Origin of the sequence: Pseudomonas sp. TUM22785 (assembly GCF_028198105.1) — a bacterium.
Lineage (GTDB): Bacteria > Pseudomonadota > Gammaproteobacteria > Pseudomonadales > Pseudomonadaceae > Metapseudomonas > Metapseudomonas solani.
In genome coordinates this window covers 3,335,959-3,352,824 of the sequence record NZ_CP116239.1, presented here as the reverse complement: position 1 = coordinate 3,352,824, position 16,866 = coordinate 3,335,959, and the positions used below count along the sequence as shown (strand labels likewise).

Here is a 16,866-nt window from a genome sequence, read left to right as displayed (position 1 = left end):
CATGCACGCCCTGAACAGAGAAACCCCGGTGGCCGTGATCGGCGCTGGCGCCATGGGCGCCGGCATCGCCCAGGTCGCCGCCCAGGCCGGGCACCCGGTGCGCCTGTACGACACCCGCCCCGGTGCTGCGGCCCAGGCCATTGCCGGTATCGACCGGCAGCTCGCCCGCCTGGTGGAGAAAGGCAAGCTGGAGGCCGACGCCCAGGCCGCCACCCTCGCCCGCCTGCACCCGGCCGATGCGCTGGAGGAGCTGGCCGACGCCGGCCTGGTGATCGAGGCGATCGTCGAGAAGCTGGAGATCAAGCGCGAGCTGCTGCAGCGCCTGGAAGCCCTGTGCGCCCCCGACTGCATCCTCGCCAGCAACACCTCCTCGCTGTCCATCACCAGCCTCGCCGCCGGCCTGCAGCACCCGGGCCGCGTGCTCGGCATGCACTTCTTCAACCCCGCGCCGCTGATGGCGCTGGTGGAGGTCGTCTCCGGCCTCGCCAGCGACCCGACCCTGGCCGCCCGCCTGTTCGCAACCGCCCGCGCCTGGGGCAAGCAGCCGGTGCACGCGCGCTCCACCCCTGGCTTCATCGTCAACCGCGTAGCGCGCCCCTTCTATGCCGAAAGCCTGCGCCTGCTGCAGGAAGGCGCCGCCGACTGCGCCACCCTCGACGCCTTGCTGCGCGAGGCCGGCGGCTTCCGCATGGGCGCCTTCGAGCTCACCGACCTGATCGGCCATGACGTCAACTACGCCGTCACCTGCTCGGTGTTCGACGCCTACTACGGAGACTTCCGCTTCCAGCCCTCGCTGATCCAGAAGGAGCTGGTGGAAGCCGGCCGCCTTGGGCGCAAGAGCGGCCGGGGCTTCTACGACTACGCCGAAGGCGCCGAGCGCCCACAGGCGGCGACGCTCGCCAGCACCGCCACCGTGGACGCCTGCGCCATCGAAGGCGACCTCGGTGTCGCAGCCCCGCTGGTACAGCGCCTGGAAAACGCCGGCGTGCGGGTCACCCGCCGTGACGGCGCCGGGCTGCTGCGGGTCGGCGACGCCACCCTGGCGCTGAGCGACGGCCGCCTGGCCGCCCAGCGCGCCCGCGAGGACGGCCTCGACAACCTGGTGCTGCTGGACCTGGCCCTCGACTACGGCCGCGCAGAACGCCTCGGCATCAGCTGGGCGGCGGGCACCACCCAGGCCGCCATCGACGCGGCGGTCGCCCTGCTCGCCCGCGCCGGCATCGCCGCCAGCCCGCTGGCCGACATCCCCGGCCTTGCCGTGCTGCGCACCGTGGCCATGCTCGCCAACGAAGGCGCCGACGCCCTGCTCCACGGGGTCGCCAGCGCCGCCGACATCGACCTGGCCATGTGCGCCGGTGTCAATTACCCGCGCGGCCCGCTGGCCTGGGCCGACGCCATCGGCCTGCCGCAGGTGCTGCGCACCCTGGACAACCTGCAGGCCGCCTATGGCGAGCCGCGCTACCGCCCCTCGCTGGCCCTGCGCCGCCGGGTGGCCGAAGGGAGGACGCTGCATGACCAACCGTGAAGCCCTGTCACTGGCCGAAGCCTGTGCCAGCACCCTGTACGAACGCGACGCCGCCAGCCAGGCCATGGGCATGCGCCTGCTCTCGGTGGCGCCCGGCGCTGCACGGGTCGGCATGAGCGTGCGCGCCGACATGCTGCAGGGCGTCGGTACCTGCCATGGCGGCCACCTGTTCGCCCTGGCCGACTCGGCATTCGCCTTTGCCTGCAACACCTACAACGAAGTCACCGTGGCCATCGGCTGCAGCATCGACTACGTGGCGCCGGCGCACCTGGGGGACACCCTCACCGCCCAGGCCACCGAACAGAGCCGCAGCGGCCGCACCGGCAACTACGACGTACGCATCGAGAACCAGAACGGGCAGCTGATCGCCCTGTTCCACGGCAAGTCCTACAAGGTGCGCGGCACCCTGCTCGACGAGGAATCCCTGCATGAATGACGCCCTGATCATCGACGCCGTGCGCACGCCCATCGGGCGCTACGCCGGCGTCCTGTCCTCCGTTCGCGCCGACGACCTCGGCGCAGTGCCGATCCGCGCCCTGATGCAGCGTCACCCCGAGCTGGACTGGGGCGCCATCGACGACGTGATCTACGGCTGCGCCAACCAGGCCGGCGAAGACAACCGCAACGTCGCACGCATGGCCGCCCTGCTCGCCGGCCTGCCGGTCACCGTGCCCGGCACCACCCTCAACCGCCTGTGCGGCTCGGGGCTGGACGCCATCGGCAGCGCCGCCCGCGCCCTGCGCTGTGGCGAAGCCGGGCTGATGCTGGCCGGCGGCGTGGAATCCATGTCCCGCGCGCCCTTCGTGATGGGCAAATCCGAGCAGGCCTTCGGCCGCAGCGCAGAGCTGTTCGACACCACCATCGGCTGGCGCTTCGTCAACGGCCTGATGAAGCGCCAGTACGGCATCGACTCCATGCCCGAGACGGCGGAGAACGTCGCCGAGCAGTTCGCCATCTCCCGCGCCGACCAGGACGCCTTCGCCCTGCGCAGCCAGCTCAAGGCCGCCGCCGCCCAGGCCAATGGCCGCCTGGCGAAGGAAATCGTTCCGGTGGAGATTGCCCAGCGCAAGGGGCCGTCGAAGTGGGTCGAGCAGGACGAACACCCGCGCGGCGACACCACCCTGGAACAGCTGGCGCGCCTCGGCACGCCGTTCCGCGAGGGCGGCAGCGTCACCGCCGGCAACGCCTCCGGGGTCAACGACGGCGCCTGCGCCCTGCTGCTGGCCAGCACCGACGCCGCCCGCCGCTTCGGCCTGAAACCCCGCGCCCGCGTAGTCGCCATGGCCTGCGCCGGCGTCGAGCCGCGCATCATGGGCATCGGCCCGGTGCCGGCCACGCGCAAGGTGCTGGCGCTCGCCGGCCTGTCGCTCGCTGACATGGACGTGATCGAACTCAACGAAGCCTTCGCCGCCCAGGGCCTGGCCGTGCTCCGCGAACTGGAGCTGGCCGACGACGACCCGCGGGTCAACCCCAATGGCGGCGCCATCGCCCTGGGCCACCCGCTGGGCATGAGCGGCGCGCGCCTGGTCACCACCGCGCTGCACGAACTGGAGGCCCGCGCCGGCCGCTACGCCCTCTGCACCATGTGCATCGGCGTCGGCCAGGGCATCGCCCTGATCATCGAAAAACTGTAACCGCCACACCGGACCGGGAAGGCCGGGAGTATCCTGCCTTCCTGCACTCAGGCGCCCAGCGCCACGCACAAGAACAATACGAGTGATGAAATGAACATGATCGCCAATGCCGCCTTGCTCGACCCGATGGAAACCGCCAGCGTCGACCAGCTCCGCCAGCACCAGCTGGAGCGCCTGCGCTGGAGCCTCGACCACGCCTACCGCAACGTGCCGCTGTACCGTCAGCGCTTCGACGAACTGGGCGTGCACCCCGAGGACCTGAAGAGCCACGACGACCTCGCCCGCTTCCCCTTCACCGGCAAGTCCGACCTGCGCGACAACTACCCCTACGGCATGTTCGCCGTGCCCCAGGAAGAAGTGGTGCGTATCCACGCCTCCAGCGGCACCACCGGCAAGCCCACCGTGGTCGGCTACACCCAGAACGACATCGACACCTGGGCCAACGTGGTGGCGCGCTCGATCCGCGCCGCCGGTGGCCGCAAGGGCGACAAGGTGCACGTGTCCTACGGCTACGGCCTGTTCACCGGCGGCCTCGGCGCGCACTACGGCGCCGAGCGCCTGGGCTGCACCGTGATTCCCATGTCCGGCGGCCAGACCGAGAAGCAGGTCCAGCTGATCCGCGACTTCCAGCCGGACATCATCATGGTCACCCCCTCCTACATGCTGAACCTGGCCGACGAGATCGAGCGCCAGGGCCTGAACCCGCACAAGCTGGCCCTGCGCCTGGGCATCTTCGGCGCCGAACCCTGGACCGCCGAGCTGCGCCGTGCCATCGAGGAGCGCCTGGGCATCACCGCCCTGGACATCTACGGCCTCTCGGAAATCATGGGCCCGGGCGTGGCCATGGAATGCGCCGAAACCAAGGACGGCCCGACCATCTGGGAAGACCATTTCTACCCCGAGATCATCGACCCGGTGACCGGCCAGGTGCTGCCGGACGGGCAGATGGGCGAGCTGGTGTTCACCTCCCTGTCCAAGGAGGCGCTGCCGATGATCCGCTACCGCACCCGCGACCTCACCCGCCTGCTGCCGGGCACCGCGCGGCCCATGCGGCGCATCGACAAGATCACCGGGCGCAGCGACGACATGCTGATCATCCGGGGCGTCAACGTGTTCCCCACGCAGATCGAGGAGCAGGTGCTCAAGGTCCGCCAGTTGGCCGAAACCTACGAGATCCACCTCTCGCGCAACGGCAACCTCGACAGCATGGAAGTCCACGTCGAACCCCGCCACGGCCTGGAGCCCCTGGACGAAACCCAGGAACTGGCGCTGTGCAGCGAGCTGGGCCGCCACATCAAGACCTACATCGGCATCAGCTCGCGCATCGTGCTGCGCCCGGCGTACTCCCTGAAACGCTCCGAGGGCAAGGCCTGCCACGTCTACGACAACCGCGCCAAGGCGTGAGCCGCCCACGCTTTTAGAACGTGGAGGGGCACAGACAGTCCTCGGGAGTTTGCGGCCGCCACTCACTCCGGACGTAGGGTGTGCTGCGCGCACCTGGGCTCGCCGGAAGCACCCTGCGGCGGTGCGCACGGCACACCCTACGGCTCGAGCTCATCCTGTCGTGCCCTCAGTTCGAGTCGTCACAGGCAAAGCCGATGACACATGACCACGCCCTAAGGGCGTGACTGCTCAAGTTCAAATGAAAAGCCCCGCCGAAGCGGGGCTTTTTGCCGTGCTGGAACCACTCAGACGGCGGTCGGCGGCTTGATCAGGCTTTCTGCGGGAATGCCGAACATCTCGTGCAGCTTCCAGATCATCGGCAAGGTGAGCGAGCGCTTGCCATTGAGCACTTCGTAGACCCGGTTCGGGCGCCCGATGGCGGGCACCAGGTCGGCCACGGTCAACCCGGACTGCTCCATGCGGAACTTGATGGCCTCCACCGGCCCGGGCAGGTCGACCGGGAAGTGACGCGCCTCGTACGCCTCGATCAAGGTGAGCATCACCTCGAAGAAGTCGCCTTCGGGCGTGTCCGGCTCAGGCTCGTTCTCAAACAGCGGCGCCACCAGCTCGAGCGCTGCGCGGTAGTCATCGTCAGTGCGAATCGGGCGGATGTTCATAGTCCCGGGTCCATCTCCACAGTGTTGGCATCGATGGCGTCGTACTCCCTGTGAGTACCGACGAACTTGATATAGAGCGCACCGAAGCGGTAGGCAACCGCCACCACCAGCCGATAGTCATTGCCCTTGATGTTGAAGACCACCCGGCGACTCTTGAGGACGCTCGCACTGCGGTACTGGTCCTTTATGTGGGCCGGGCTTTTCCACTCGGCCCGCCGGGCCTCATCGACCCAGGCCAGCAGTGGCTGCTGCGCATCGGGATGACGCTCCCAGAAAGCCTTCAACTGGCTGATCGCGATGATTCTCATGGCGAGCGATGCTAGTCCCGGGATGGGATCATACACAACCTGCAGCCACCGCGCCGCTCGTCGGAACAGCCCGGGCATTCGCCCAGGAATTGTCTCAATCGCCAATCCTGAATCGACTATCGGATGAGACCGGCACGTGGACCGCCACGCGCCACCGACCAGGAGATCGCTCATGAGCTATGTAGATGGATTCGTCGTTCCCGTGCCCACCGCCAAGCGCGAGGCCTATATCACCATCGCCCGCATCGCCGCCCAGGTGTTCAAGGACCATGGCGCCCTCAGCGTCGTGGAGTGCTGGGGCGATGACGTGCCAGAGGGCAAGGTGACCTCCTTTCCCATGGCGGTGAAATGCAAGGACGACGAGACGGTGGTGTTCTCATGGATCACCTGGCCTTCCCGCCAGACCCGCGACGAGGGCATGAAGAAATCCATGGAGGACCCGCGCCTGCACCCCGATCCCGAGAAGATGCCCTTCGACGGCCAGCGCATGATCTTCGGCGGCTTCGACGTGATAGTCGACGCCTGATGCCGGTTAGCCCGGGCTTCAGCCCGGGGACTTCTTCGCGAATGAATTCACTCCCACAAGGAATCGATGCGCAGCATCCATTGGACGAAGAAGTCGGAGCATCTAGAACGGTGGGCTGAAGCCCACCCTACGCCCACCCCACGCCTGTAGCCCACCCGCTCAGGGCTCCAGCGCCGGGGATTGCAGCGCCACCAGCACGCCGTCGGCCCAGCGCAGGCGCGAGGCGAGGCGGCCGGAGTCCTCGCGGGTAGGCGCGGCCAGTTCAGTGGCGCCTTCTGCCAGGGCCTGGGCGTGCAGTTCTGCGACGCGCGGGGTGACCAGCAGCACCTCGATGGCTTCTAGGCCCGCGCCCATCAGCCCTTCGCCTTCGTGATCATTTCGAACATCCCTGAATGACGGGTTTGAGTGGAATGCGAGGCCGTTCAGCCCCGCACAAGCCCGCGCAGCGAGCTCACCAGCCAGGCGACGGCCATCAGCTCCAGCGCCACCAGCACGCCCACCAGCTCACCGAGCTCGGCCGAGAACAGCGGCAGGCACAGCCCGCCATCGGCGCAGGCGAGGAACGGGCGCAGCGCAGCCACCAGCGCCACCACACCCACCCCGCACGCCAGCAACGCCAGAGCCAAGTGCCCGAACGCCTCCGACGAAGGCGCCGAGAACGACCACGGCCTCGGCCCACGCCAAGCCACCAACGCCGCGCCGGAACCCGGATGGAAACAGAAGGATGAACACACGCGCCTGAACATGACGGCCTCCAATGCCGATGGCAGGCCAGCAGTATGCAAAGGCGCGCCGCGCCGGTCTTTTAAGCTTTGGAGGGCAATTGTTAAAAAGAGTAAAGGGAACGGAACAACGTAGTCATTCCTGAAATTTTGAATCTCTTTCCCCTTAGCTGGAAGCTTGAAGCCTGAAGCTGGAAGAAAAAGCCAGCAAGCGCCCCAGCCCATGGCTCTGGCTCTGGCTCTGGCTCTGGCTCTCAGCTTCCAGCTTCCGGCTCCTAGCTTGCCACTTGAAGCTTACCGCTTGCCGCTTTCTAAATACGACACTTATTTTTTAATTTGATATTTATTTTTGTATCATTTAAAACTAGCGCCATGACCAAGCCACCCCACGAACCCGCATGGCTGGAGAACGGCATGTACGCACAATTGGTTGAGACCGGCGTGAAGCGCGTGAAGGCGCTGGAGGAGATGTCCCCGGAAGAGCGCGCCTTCCAGGAAAAGATCGATGCGGAAATCAAGATCGAGCCGAAGAACTGGATGCCGGACGCCTACCGGCAGACGCTGATCCGGCAGATTTCCCAGCACGCACATTCCGAGATCGTCGGCATGCTGCCGGAAGGCAACTGGGTGACCCGTGCGCCCACCCTGAAGCGCAAGCTGCAGCTGATGGCGAAGATCCAGGACGAGGCCGGCCACGGCCTGTACCTCTACAGCGCCATGGAAACCCTCGGCGCCTGCCGTGACGAGGAGGTCGCCAAGCTGCACAGCGGCCGCGCCAAGTACTCGAGCATCTTCAACTACCCGACCCTGAGCTGGGCCGACATGGGCGCGGTGGGCTGGCTGGTGGATGGCGCCGCCATCGTCAACCAGGTGGTGCTGCAGCGCACCTCCTACGGCCCCTACTCCCGCGCCATGATCCGTATCTGCAAGGAAGAGTCCTTCCACCAGCGCCAGGGCTACGAAATCCTCCTGCACATGATGCGCAACGGCACCCAGGCGCAGAAGGACATGGTCCAGGACGCAATCAACCGCCTGTGGTGGCCTTCACTGATGATGTTCGGCCCCAGCGACGAACACTCCCCCAACAGCGCCCAGTCCATGGCCTGGAAGATCAAGCGCCAGGGCAACGACGAGCTGCGCCAGCGCTTCATCGACCAGACCGTGCCGCAACTGGAGCTGCTCGGCTGCACCGCGCCGGACCCGCATCTGAAGTGGAACGAGGCGCGCGGCCACTACGACTTCGGCGACATCCAGTGGGACGAGTTCTACGAGGTGCTCAAGGGCAACGGCCCCTGCAACCAGGAGCGCGTCGCCACCCGCCGCAAGGCCATCGAAGACGGTGCCTGGGTCCGTGAAGCCGCGGTGGCCCATGCCCGCAAACAACAACAGAAGAAAGACGCCGCCTAACCAACTTCCGCCTCTGAGCTCGCGAGCTAGAGCAGAACTAGGCGGAAACAGGCACGGGCGCGGAGTTTACGACTGTAAATGAGCAAGCCCGGGTCTGTTTCCAACGACGTTATGCCGACGCGCAGCAGCTCATGCCTGATGAGCAGGAGAACACAATGAGTGAGTGGACCCTTTACGAAGTCTTCGTGCGCAGCAAGCACGGGCTCAACCACAAGCATGTCGGCAGCGTGCACGCCGCCGACGCCGCCATGGCCATCGAGAACGCCCGTGAGCTGTACACCCGCCGCAACGAGGGCGTGAGCCTCTGGGTGGTGCCCTCGGCGCTGATCACCGCCTCCTCCCCCGATGAGAAGGAGCCGCTGTTCGACCCGGCCGAAGACAAGGTCTATCGCCACGCCAGCTTCTACGAGCTGCCGGCCGAAGTCGGCCACATGTGAGGCCGCCCGCCATGAATGCCAAACACGACCTGATCGAATACCTGCTGCGCCTCGGCGACAGCGCCCTGGTGCAGGGCCAGCGCCTTTGCGAATGGTGCGGCAAGGCCCCGGCCCTGGAAGAGGAGCTGGCGTTGATGAACGTCGGCCTCGACCTGGTGGGCCAGGCCCGCAACTGGCTGGAATACGCCGCCGAGCTGCTGGACGACGGCCGCGACGCCGACCACCTGGCCTACCGCCGCGACGAGCGCGCCTACCGCAACCTGCTGCTGGTGGAGCAACCCAACGGCGACTACGCGGTGACCATCACCAAGCAGTTCCTCTATGACGCCTGGCACTTCCAGGTGCTCCATGGCCTCAGCAGCTCCAGCGACGAACGCATCGCCGGCATCGCCGCCAAGGCACTGAAGGAAGTCACCTACCACCTGCGCCGCTCCACCGAGTGGGTGCAGCGCCTGGGCGACGGCACCGAGGAAAGCCACCGCCGCATGCTGGCGGCCATCCGCGACACCTGGCGCTTCACCGTCGAACTGGTGAACGGCGACGAGGTGGAGCAACGCCTGGCCGCCGCTGGCATCACTCCGGCGCCGGACGACGTCGCCGCTGCCTGGAAGGCCAAGGTCGCCGACACCTTCGCCAGCGCCACCCTGCCGCTGCCGGAGCCGGCCAGCTACTTCTACCTCTCCGGTCGCCGTGGCCTGCACACCGAGCACCTCGGCCTGCTGCTGGCCGAGATGCAGTTCCTGCAAAGGGCCCATCCCGATGCGTCCTGGTGAGCTGATCGCCAGCGACCGTGGCGCCCGCCCCGGTGCGCCCGCCGACCTGGCCCGCGCCTGGTCGGTGCTCGGCGAGGTGATGGACCCGGAAGTGCCGGTGGTCAGCGTGGTCGACCTCGGCATCGTCCGGGACCTCGACTGGCGAGGCGGCCACCTGCACGTGGTGGTCACCCCCACCTATTCGGGCTGCCCGGCCACCGAGGTGATCGAGCGCGACATCGAGCAGGCGCTGGAAGGCGCCGGTTTCGCCGCGCCGAACCTGGAACGCCGCCTGGCGCCGGCCTGGACCACCGACTGGATCAGTGATGACGGCCGCGAGCGCCTGCGCGCCTACGGCATCGCCCCGCCCAGCGGCAGCACCAGCAAGCGCGCCCTGCTGGGGGACGCCCCGGAAATCCGCTGCCCGCAGTGCGGCAGCGTGCATACCGAACAGTTGAGCGAATTCGGCTCCACGGCCTGCAAGGCCTTGCACCGGTGCAAGGAGTGCCTGGAGCCCTTCGATTACTTCAAGTGCATATAGGAGAGCGAACACAGGCCGTTGCCACTGGCGCCGGTTGTATTCGTCCTCCATGCGGTAAAGCCGCAGGAGAACAACAATGAGCAAGTTCCATAGCCTGACCATCAAGGACGTGCGCCCGGAAACCCGCGACGCGGTGTCCATCGCCTTCGACATCCCCGCGGGTCTCAGCGACAGCTTCCGCTTCACCCAGGGTCAGCACCTGGTGGTGCGCACCCAGCTGGATGGCGAGGAAGTGCGCCGCTCCTACTCCATCTGCACCGGCGTCAACGACGGCGAACTGCGCGTCGCGGTCAAGCGCGTGGCGGGCGGGCGTTTCTCCAGCTGGGCCAACGAGCAGCTGAAGGCCGGCCACAGCCTCGACGTGATGCCGCCCTCCGGCCACTTCAACGTGCCGCTGGACCCGGTGCGCCACGGCCACTACCTGGCGGTCGCCGCCGGCAGCGGCATCACGCCGATCCTCTCCATCGTCAAGACCACCCTGGAGACCGAGCCCAACAGCCGCGTCACCCTGCTCTACGGCAACCGCTCCAGCGCCTCGGCACTGTTCCGCGAGCAGCTGGAAGACCTGAAGAACCGCTACCTGCAGCGCCTCAACCTGATTTTCCTGTTCAGCCGCGAGCAGCAGGACGTGGACCTCTACAACGGCCGCATCGACGCCGACAAATGCGGCCAGCTGTTCCAGCGCTGGATCGACGTGCGCGCCCTGGACGCCGCCTTCATCTGCGGCCCCCAGGCGATGACCGAGACCGTGCGCGACCAGCTCCGCGCCAACGGCATGCCGGCCGAGCGCATCCACTTCGAGCTGTTCGCCGCCGCCGGCAGCGAGCACAAGCGCGAAGCCCGCGAGGCTGCCCACGAAACGAACGCTGCGCAAAGCCGGGTAACGGTGATCAGCGACGGCCGCGAAGTGAGCTTCGAGCTGGCCCGCAACAGCCAGAGCCTGCTCGACGCCGGCAATGCCCAGGGCCTGGAGCTTCCCTACTCCTGCAAGGCCGGCGTCTGCTCCACCTGCAAGTGCCGGGTGGTCGAGGGCGAGGTGGAGATGGACAGCAACTTCGCCCTGGAGGACTACGAGGTGGCCGCCGGCTACGTGCTCTCGTGCCAGTCCTATCCGCTGACGGACAAAGTCGTCCTCGACTTCGACCAGCTCTGATCCCAACCCCGAACCGTAGGGTGGGCCGGGCGGCGCTCCGTTTCAGCCCACCAGCACGCTACGCGCCCCAATCGGTGGGCTGAAGCCCACCCTACGAGAGCAGATCCACCCGCTTCACCTGCGTGCCGCACCGTCTCTACAACCACAACAAGAGAGAGCAGCCATGACCCCGCAAGACCTCGATCGCATCCGGCAGCACCCGGATTTCATCCAGCTGGTCAAGCGCAAGCAGCGCCTGACCTGGTCCCTCACCGCCGCCATGCTGGCGATCTACTACGGCTTCGTGCTGCTGGTGGCCTTCGCCCCGGGCCTGCTGGGTCGTTCCCTCAGTGGCGGGGTCACCAGCGTCGGCATGCTGGTAGGCGTGGTCATCATCCTCCTGGCCTTCGGCCTCACCGGCATCTACGTGACGCGCACCAACCGCGTGCTCGACCCGCTGAACGACAAGCTCAAGCAGGAGTGCGCACCATGAAGGCCCTCCTCGCCCTCGCCGCCCTGCTGGCCTCCGGCAGCGCCCTGGCCGCCGATGCCGGCGCGCGGCCGCTGAACTGGCCCGCCATCTACATGTTCCTGGCGTTCGTCGTATTCACCCTCGGCATCACCCGCTGGGCCGCCCTGCGCACCCGCTCCACCGCCGACTTCTATACCGCCGGTGGCGGCCTCACCGGCTTCCAGAACGGCCTGGCGATCGCCGGCGACATGATCAGCGCGGCGTCCTTCCTCGGCATCTCGGCGATGATGTTCATGAACGGCTACGACGGCCTGCTCTACGCCCTGGGCGTGCTCGCCGGCTGGCCGATCATCCTCTTCCTGATCGCCGAGCGCCTGCGCAACCTCGGGCGCTTCACCTTCGCCGATGTGGTGTCCTACCGCCTCGACCAGAGCCCGATCCGCATCACCGCCGCCTTCGGCACCCTCACCGTGGCGCTGCTCTACCTGGTGGCGCAGATGGTCGGCGCCGGCAAGCTGATCGAGCTGCTGTTCGGCCTCAGCTACCTGCAGGCGGTGCTGCTGGTGGGCGTGCTGATGGTCTGCTACGTCACCTTCGGCGGCATGCTCGCCACCACCTGGGTGCAGATCATCAAGGCCGTGCTGCTGCTCTCGGGCACCAGCTTCATGGCCTTCATGGTGCTGCGCCACTTCGGCTTCAGTACCGAGGCGATGTTCGCCGCCGCGGCCTCGGTGCACGCCAAGGGCACCGCGATCATGGCGCCGGGCGGGTTGCTGTCGAACCCCGTCGATGCCATCTCCCTCGGGCTCGGCATGATGTTCGGCACCGCCGGCCTGCCGCACATCCTCATGCGCTTCTTCACCGTCAGCGACGCCAAGGAAGCGCGCAAGAGCGTGTTCTACGCCACCGGCTTCATCGGCTATTTCTACCTGCTGCTGATAGTGGTGGGCTTCGGCTCCATCGTCATGGTCGGCACCAACCCGGAATTCCGCGACGCCGCCGGCGCCATCATCGGCGGCGGCAACATGGTCGCCGTGCACCTGTCCCATGCGGTGGGCGGCAGCCTGTTCCTCGGCTTCATCTCAGCCGTGGCCTTCGCCACCATCCTCGCGGTGGTCGCCGGCCTTGCGCTGTCCGGTGCCTCGGCGGTGTCCCACGACCTGTACGCCTGCGTCATCCGCAAGGGCCAGGCCAGCGAGCGCGAGGAGATGCGCGTGTCGCGCCTCGCCACCCTGGGCATCGGCGTGCTGGCGGTGATCCTCGGCATCCTCTTCGAGTCGCAGAACATCGCCTTCCTCTCCGGCCTGGTGCTGGCCATCGCCGCCTCGGTCAACTTCCCGGTGCTGTTCCTCTCCATGTTCTGGAAGGGCCTGACCACCCGGGGCGCCGTCGCCGGCAGCCTGGCCGGCCTGGCGTCGGCCATCGCCCTGCTGGTGGCCAGCCCGGCGGTGTGGGTCAACGTGCTGCACCACGAGCAGGCGCTGTTCCCCTACGCCAACCCGGCGCTGTTCTCCATGACCCTGGCCTTCTCCAGCGCCTGGCTGTTCTCGGTCACCGACCGTTCCGAGCGCGCCACCCGGGAACGCGGCCGTTACCTGGCCCAGTTCATCCGCTCCATGACCGGCATCGGCGCAGCCGCCGCCAGCCGCCACTGACTCCTCGGCCGCCCCCAGCTCCCGAGCGGGGGCGGCCCCACCCCCTCGAACACCGCCTCAAGGAGAACCACCATGAGCAACGTCACCACCCTGCAGAGCCTTATCGCCGGCCGCTGGATCGGCCAGCACGGCGCCCAGTCCCTGCGCAGCGCCGTCGACGGCAGCGCGCTGTTCCGCACCCATGAAGAGCACCTGGATTTCGCCGAAGCCGTCGAGTTCGGCCGCCGTCGCGGCATCCCCGCGCTGATGGCGCTGGACTTCCAGCAGCGCGCCGCGCGGCTCAAGGCCCTGGGCCTCTACCTCAACGAGCGCAAGGAGCAGCTCTACGCCCTGTCGCGCCACAGCGGCGCCACCCGCGCCGACAGCTGGATCGACATCGAGGGCGGCAGCGGCACCCTGTTCGCCTATGCCGGCGTCGGCGCCCGCGAGCTGCCTTCCGGCAACGTCGTACATGAAGGCCCGGCCATGCAACTGGGCAAGCAGGGCCTGTTCGCCGGCAGCCACATCCTGGTGCCGCGCGGCGGCGTCGCCGTGCACATCAACGCCTTCAACTTCCCCATCTGGGGGATGCTGGAGAAGTTCGCGCCGAGCTTCCTCGCCGGCATGCCCTGCATCGTCAAGCCGGCCACTGCCACCAGCTACCTCACCGAAGCCGCCGTGCGCCTGATGCACGAATCCGGCCTGCTCCCCGAGGGCAGCCTGCAACTGGTGATCGGCGGCACGGGCGATCTGCTCGACCGCCTCCAGGGCCAGGACGTGGTGACCTTCACCGGCTCCGCCGACACCGCCGCGAAGCTGCGGGTGAACGCCAACCTGGTGCGCAATTCCATCCCCTTCAACGCCGAGGCGGATTCGCTGAACTGCGCCATCCTCGCCCCGGAAATCACCCCGGACGACCCGGAGTTCGACCTCTTCGTCAAGGAAGTGGCCCGGGAGATGACGGTGAAGGCCGGGCAGAAGTGCACCGCCATCCGCCGCGCCATCGTGCCGGCAAAACACATCGACGCCGTGGCCGAGCGCCTGCGCGAACGCCTGGCCAAGGTGGTGATCGGCGACCCGGCCGTGGAAGGCGTGAAGATGGGCGCCCTGTCCTCCCATGCCCAGCAGGCCGACGTCGCCGCGCGGGTGGAAACCCTGCTGGCCGGCAGCGAGCTGCTGTTCGGTGCCCGCGACGGCTTCGCCCCGCAAGGTGAAGGCGTGGCCGAAGGGGCCTTCTTCGCCCCCACTCTGCTGCGCGCCCGCGACCCGCACGCCGAAGGCGGCGCCCACGACATCGAGGCCTTCGGCCCGGTGAGCACGCTGATGGCCTATGACGACATCGACGAAGCCATCGCCCTCGCCGCCCGTGGCAAGGGCAGCCTGGTGGCCAGCCTGGTGACCCGCGACCCCGCCGTCGCCGCTTACGTGGTGCCGCGCGCCGCCGCCCTGCACGGCCGCCTGCACATCCTCGACCGCGAGTCCGCCGCCGAATCCACCGGCCACGGCTCGCCGCTGCCGGTGCTCAAGCACGGCGGCCCCGGCCGCGCCGGCGGTGGCGAGGAACTGGGTGGCCTGCGCGCCTTGAAGCACTACCTGCAACGCGCCGCCGTGCAGGGCTCGCCCACCATGCTCGCCGCCGTCACCGGCGAATACGTGCGCGGTGCCAAGGTGATCGAAACCGAGGTGCACCCGTTCCGCCGCTGGTTCGACGAGCTGCAGATCGGCGAATCCCTGCTCACCCACCGCCGCACCGTCACCGAAGCCGACATCGTCAACTTCGGCTGCCTCTCGGGCGACCACTTCTACATGCACTTCGACGAGCTGGCGGCGAAGGAATCCCAGTTCGGCAAGCGCATCGCCCACGGCTACTTCGTGCTCTCCGCCGCCGCAGGCCTGTTCGTCTCCCCGGCCCCCGGCCCGGTGCTGGCCAACTACGGCCTCGACACGCTGCGCTTCGTCAACCCGGTGGGCATCGGCGACACCATCCAGGCGCGCCTGACCTGCAAGCGCAAGATCGACCAGGGCAAGAAGAGCGCCAAGGGCGAGCCCCAGGGCGTGGTGGCCTGGGACGTGGAAGTCACCAACCAGAACGGCGAGCTGGTGGCCAGCTACGACATCCTCACCCTGGTGCTCAAGCGCCCGGCCTGAGCCAGGTATTGCGCAGCACCTCCCCGCAACTCCAGGTAGCCCGGGCTTCAGCCCGGGTTCACCCCTCTGCCCTACACCCAAACGATTCCCACGCAATCTGGCATGCACAGCCAAACGGTTGGCAAGCAGGCACAAGGCTGGCGCGAGGGCGATACGTACCATCGCCCCATGGGCCGATCCGCGTAGAGCCCCCACGCCAACACCAACAACAACGGGAATCCCACGCATGCAAACTCTCACCCGCGTCACGCCGCTGTTCCGGCTGTCCACCCTGGCCCTATTGGTGGCCTGCGCCTCCCAGGCCGGGGCCTACGAGCTCTACGCCGACGAAGACACCCACCTCAATGCCGACCTGGAAGCCGTGTTCGGCGTCTTCCACAGCCAGGAGAACTACGCCACCACCGGCACCAAGTCGAAGGGTTCCTCCAGCTGGCGCGAGGGCTACATCAAGTACGGCATCAGCGGCGACCAGGGCCTGGGCGGCGCGGGTACCGGCTATGGCGCATTCAACCTGCTCAGCTCCGCCACCTGGGGAGATGGCGACGCGGCGGGCTTCACCGACGGTGACGAGCGCACCACCAAGATCGAGGACGCCTACCTGGGCTGGCGCTCCGGCACCCTGTTCGAGGCCCTGGGCGAGGACGGCATCGACTTCTCCTTCGGCCGCCAGAACATCTCGGTGGGCGACGGCTTCCTGATCAACGGCGACGCCCTGAACTTGGGCAACGGCCCGGCCGACGGCGAGTTCGACCGGGGCGGCGCCTACTGGCTGGCGGCGCGCAAGGCCTTCGACCAGACCGCCGTGCTGCGCATCGGCGGCAAGGACGGCTGGCGCGGCGACCTGATGTGGCTGAAGTCCGACAACCGCTCCCAGGCCAAGCCCGAGCTGTTCGTCGGCACCCTGGAGCACGTGGCCGAGCAAGGCACCGTCGGCCTGACCTGGATCGACATCCGCGACGTCGACGAGGAATACGCTTCCCCCATCCAGCTCGACCGCGACGGCATGAAGACCTACAGCCTGCGCGCCCAGGGCAATGCCGGCGTGGAGAACCTGTTCCTCTCCGGTGAATACGCCTGGCAGGACAAGAAGACCGCCGACAACGAAGACGCCTGGTACCTGGAAGCCGGCTGGACCTTCGCCGATGCGCCCTGGAGCCCCAGCGTCAGCTACCGCTACAGCCGCTTCTCCGAGGCCTTCGACCCGCTGTTCTTCGGCTTCAACCGGGGCTACGGCACCTGGTTCCAGGGCGAGGTGGCGGCCAACTACGCCGGCCCCTTCAACAGCAACACCCGCGTCCACCACGTCGCGCTCAAGGCCACTCCGCTGGAGAACCTGAGCATCGGCGCGCTGTACTTCGACTTCGACACCCTCGACCGCGACCTGGGCAACTTCGACGGCCGCGAGCTGGACCTCTACGCCGAGTGGGCGGTCAACGACAACCTGGTGATCATGCCAGTGGTGGGTGTGTACGAGCCCAGCCGCAGCGCCGACAACGGCGGCACCCAGATCGGCAGCAACGACCGCAACCTCTATACCCAGCTGGTGTTCGCCAGCCACTTCTGAGCCT

The 16,866-nt window shown here is 67.7% G+C and carries 18 protein-coding genes; 14 read left to right on the top strand and 4 right to left on the bottom strand.

Annotated elements, in window-relative coordinates; all coding sequences use genetic code 11:
* Position 1 precedes the first annotated feature (1 nt).
* From paaH to paaK, 4 genes are all read left to right on the top strand, one after another.
* Positions 2–1,525, top strand: coding sequence for a 3-hydroxyacyl-CoA dehydrogenase PaaH (gene paaH / locus PI990_RS15320; RefSeq protein WP_184489016.1), 1,524 nt, complete (start codon positions 2–4; stop codon positions 1,523–1,525).
* Positions 1,512–1,961, top strand: a complete 450-nt coding sequence (gene paaI, locus PI990_RS15315) for a hydroxyphenylacetyl-CoA thioesterase PaaI (protein ID WP_021217229.1) — start codon at positions 1,512–1,514, stop codon at positions 1,959–1,961. Before paaH ends, paaI begins: the two co-directional genes overlap by 14 nt.
* Positions 1,954–3,159: a 3-oxoadipyl-CoA thiolase gene (gene pcaF / locus PI990_RS15310; RefSeq protein WP_271661172.1), complete on the top strand. Its 1,206-nt coding sequence runs from the start codon at positions 1,954–1,956 to the stop codon at positions 3,157–3,159. The genes paaI and pcaF overlap by 8 nt, the downstream gene beginning before the upstream one ends.
* Positions 3,160–3,249: 90 nt before the next feature.
* Positions 3,250–4,563 (top strand): phenylacetate--CoA ligase PaaK, encoded by a 1,314-nt coding sequence (gene paaK, locus PI990_RS15305; RefSeq protein WP_271661171.1) that lies wholly within the window; start codon positions 3,250–3,252, stop codon positions 4,561–4,563.
* Between the two features lie 284 nt (positions 4,564–4,847).
* Here paaK and PI990_RS15300 read toward each other — a convergent pair whose 3' ends face one another.
* Complete coding sequence (locus PI990_RS15300; RefSeq protein ID WP_111262637.1) at positions 4,848–5,219, bottom strand: helix-turn-helix domain-containing protein; 372 nt, start codon at positions 5,217–5,219, stop codon at positions 4,848–4,850.
* Entirely contained in the window at positions 5,216–5,527 is a 312-nt protein-coding gene (locus PI990_RS15295) for a type II toxin-antitoxin system HigB family toxin (RefSeq protein WP_271661170.1), read from the bottom strand. Before PI990_RS15295 ends, PI990_RS15300 begins: the two co-directional genes overlap by 4 nt.
* A 172-nt stretch (positions 5,528–5,699) precedes the next feature.
* On the opposite strand from PI990_RS15295, the gene PI990_RS15290 reads away from it, so the two are divergent.
* The gene (locus tag PI990_RS15290; RefSeq protein ID WP_271661169.1) at positions 5,700–6,053 is read left to right on the top strand and encodes a DUF1428 domain-containing protein; all 354 of its coding nucleotides are present in this window, start codon (positions 5,700–5,702) and stop codon (positions 6,051–6,053) included.
* A 159-nt stretch (positions 6,054–6,212) separates the two neighbouring features.
* Here the strand turns inward: PI990_RS15290 and PI990_RS15285 are convergent, their stop codons facing one another.
* Together PI990_RS15285 and PI990_RS15280 are read right to left on the bottom strand one after the other, a co-directional pair.
* Positions 6,213–6,407, bottom strand: a complete 195-nt coding sequence (locus tag PI990_RS15285) for a hypothetical protein (protein ID WP_236209119.1) — start codon at positions 6,405–6,407, stop codon at positions 6,213–6,215.
* A 68-nt stretch (positions 6,408–6,475) separates the two neighbouring features.
* On the bottom strand, positions 6,476–6,679 hold the full coding sequence (locus PI990_RS15280) for a hypothetical protein (RefSeq protein ID WP_169708331.1): 204 nt from the start codon (positions 6,677–6,679) through the stop codon (positions 6,476–6,478).
* A 510-nt stretch (positions 6,680–7,189) separates the two neighbouring features.
* On the opposite strand from PI990_RS15280, the gene paaA reads away from it, so the two are divergent.
* The 9 genes from paaA to PI990_RS15235 all read left to right on the top strand — a co-directional run bounded on the left by paaA (position 7,190) and on the right by PI990_RS15235 (position 16,862).
* Positions 7,190–8,182, top strand: a complete 993-nt coding sequence (paaA, locus tag PI990_RS15275) for a 1,2-phenylacetyl-CoA epoxidase subunit PaaA (protein WP_184489022.1) — start codon at positions 7,190–7,192, stop codon at positions 8,180–8,182.
* A 155-nt stretch (positions 8,183–8,337) separates the two neighbouring features.
* Complete coding sequence (gene paaB, locus PI990_RS15270) at positions 8,338–8,619, top strand: 1,2-phenylacetyl-CoA epoxidase subunit PaaB (RefSeq protein WP_021217238.1); 282 nt, start codon at positions 8,338–8,340, stop codon at positions 8,617–8,619.
* An 11-nt stretch (positions 8,620–8,630) separates the two neighbouring features.
* Complete coding sequence (gene paaC / locus PI990_RS15265) at positions 8,631–9,392, top strand: 1,2-phenylacetyl-CoA epoxidase subunit PaaC (RefSeq protein ID WP_184489023.1); 762 nt, start codon at positions 8,631–8,633, stop codon at positions 9,390–9,392.
* Positions 9,379–9,912: a 1,2-phenylacetyl-CoA epoxidase subunit PaaD gene (paaD, locus tag PI990_RS15260; protein WP_271661168.1), complete on the top strand. Its 534-nt coding sequence runs from the start codon at positions 9,379–9,381 to the stop codon at positions 9,910–9,912. The genes paaC and paaD overlap by 14 nt, the downstream gene beginning before the upstream one ends.
* Before the next feature lie 76 nt (positions 9,913–9,988).
* The gene (gene paaE / locus PI990_RS15255) at positions 9,989–11,065 is read left to right on the top strand and encodes a 1,2-phenylacetyl-CoA epoxidase subunit PaaE (RefSeq protein ID WP_271661167.1); all 1,077 of its coding nucleotides are present in this window, start codon (positions 9,989–9,991) and stop codon (positions 11,063–11,065) included.
* A 163-nt stretch (positions 11,066–11,228) separates the two neighbouring features.
* The gene (locus tag PI990_RS15250; protein ID WP_043246341.1) at positions 11,229–11,537 is read left to right on the top strand and encodes a DUF485 domain-containing protein; all 309 of its coding nucleotides are present in this window, start codon (positions 11,229–11,231) and stop codon (positions 11,535–11,537) included.
* Positions 11,534–13,171: a cation acetate symporter gene (locus tag PI990_RS15245; RefSeq protein WP_271661166.1), complete on the top strand. Its 1,638-nt coding sequence runs from the start codon at positions 11,534–11,536 to the stop codon at positions 13,169–13,171. Before PI990_RS15250 ends, PI990_RS15245 begins: the two co-directional genes overlap by 4 nt.
* A 72-nt stretch (positions 13,172–13,243) precedes the next feature.
* Positions 13,244–15,298 (top strand): phenylacetic acid degradation bifunctional protein PaaZ, encoded by a 2,055-nt coding sequence (paaZ, locus tag PI990_RS15240; RefSeq protein ID WP_271661165.1) that lies wholly within the window; start codon positions 13,244–13,246, stop codon positions 15,296–15,298.
* A gap of 226 nt (positions 15,299–15,524) precedes the next feature.
* Entirely contained in the window at positions 15,525–16,862 is a 1,338-nt protein-coding gene (locus PI990_RS15235) for a hypothetical protein (RefSeq protein WP_271661164.1), read from the top strand.
* Positions 16,863–16,866 lie beyond the last annotated feature (4 nt).

What these genes read in the sequence shown, in the direction of transcription:
- paaH (WP_184489016.1), top strand. Translation starts at nt 2, where the DNA reads ATGCACGCCCTGAACAGAGAAACCCCGGTGGCCGTGATCGGCGCTGGC.
- paaI (WP_021217229.1), top strand. Translation starts at nt 1,512, where the DNA reads ATGACCAACCGTGAAGCCCTGTCACTGGCCGAAGCCTGTGCCAGCACC.
- pcaF (WP_271661172.1), top strand. Translation starts at nt 1,954, where the DNA reads ATGAATGACGCCCTGATCATCGACGCCGTGCGCACGCCCATCGGGCGC.
- paaK (WP_271661171.1), top strand. Translation starts at nt 3,250, where the DNA reads ATGAACATGATCGCCAATGCCGCCTTGCTCGACCCGATGGAAACCGCC.
- PI990_RS15300 (WP_111262637.1), bottom strand. Translation starts at nt 5,219, where the DNA reads ATGAACATCCGCCCGATTCGCACTGACGATGACTACCGCGCAGCGCTC.
- PI990_RS15295 (WP_271661170.1), bottom strand. Translation starts at nt 5,527, where the DNA reads ATGAGAATCATCGCGATCAGCCAGTTGAAGGCTTTCTGGGAGCGTCAT.
- PI990_RS15290 (WP_271661169.1), top strand. Translation starts at nt 5,700, where the DNA reads ATGAGCTATGTAGATGGATTCGTCGTTCCCGTGCCCACCGCCAAGCGC.
- PI990_RS15285 (WP_236209119.1), bottom strand. Translation starts at nt 6,407, where the DNA reads ATGGGCGCGGGCCTAGAAGCCATCGAGGTGCTGCTGGTCACCCCGCGC.
- paaA (WP_184489022.1), top strand. Translation starts at nt 7,190, where the DNA reads ATGTACGCACAATTGGTTGAGACCGGCGTGAAGCGCGTGAAGGCGCTG.
- paaB (WP_021217238.1), top strand. Translation starts at nt 8,338, where the DNA reads ATGAGTGAGTGGACCCTTTACGAAGTCTTCGTGCGCAGCAAGCACGGG.
- paaC (WP_184489023.1), top strand. Translation starts at nt 8,631, where the DNA reads ATGAATGCCAAACACGACCTGATCGAATACCTGCTGCGCCTCGGCGAC.
- paaD (WP_271661168.1), top strand. Translation starts at nt 9,379, where the DNA reads ATGCGTCCTGGTGAGCTGATCGCCAGCGACCGTGGCGCCCGCCCCGGT.
- paaE (WP_271661167.1), top strand. Translation starts at nt 9,989, where the DNA reads ATGAGCAAGTTCCATAGCCTGACCATCAAGGACGTGCGCCCGGAAACC.
- PI990_RS15250 (WP_043246341.1), top strand. Translation starts at nt 11,229, where the DNA reads ATGACCCCGCAAGACCTCGATCGCATCCGGCAGCACCCGGATTTCATC.
- PI990_RS15245 (WP_271661166.1), top strand. Translation starts at nt 11,534, where the DNA reads ATGAAGGCCCTCCTCGCCCTCGCCGCCCTGCTGGCCTCCGGCAGCGCC.
- paaZ (WP_271661165.1), top strand. Translation starts at nt 13,244, where the DNA reads ATGAGCAACGTCACCACCCTGCAGAGCCTTATCGCCGGCCGCTGGATC.
- PI990_RS15235 (WP_271661164.1), top strand. Translation starts at nt 15,525, where the DNA reads ATGCAAACTCTCACCCGCGTCACGCCGCTGTTCCGGCTGTCCACCCTG.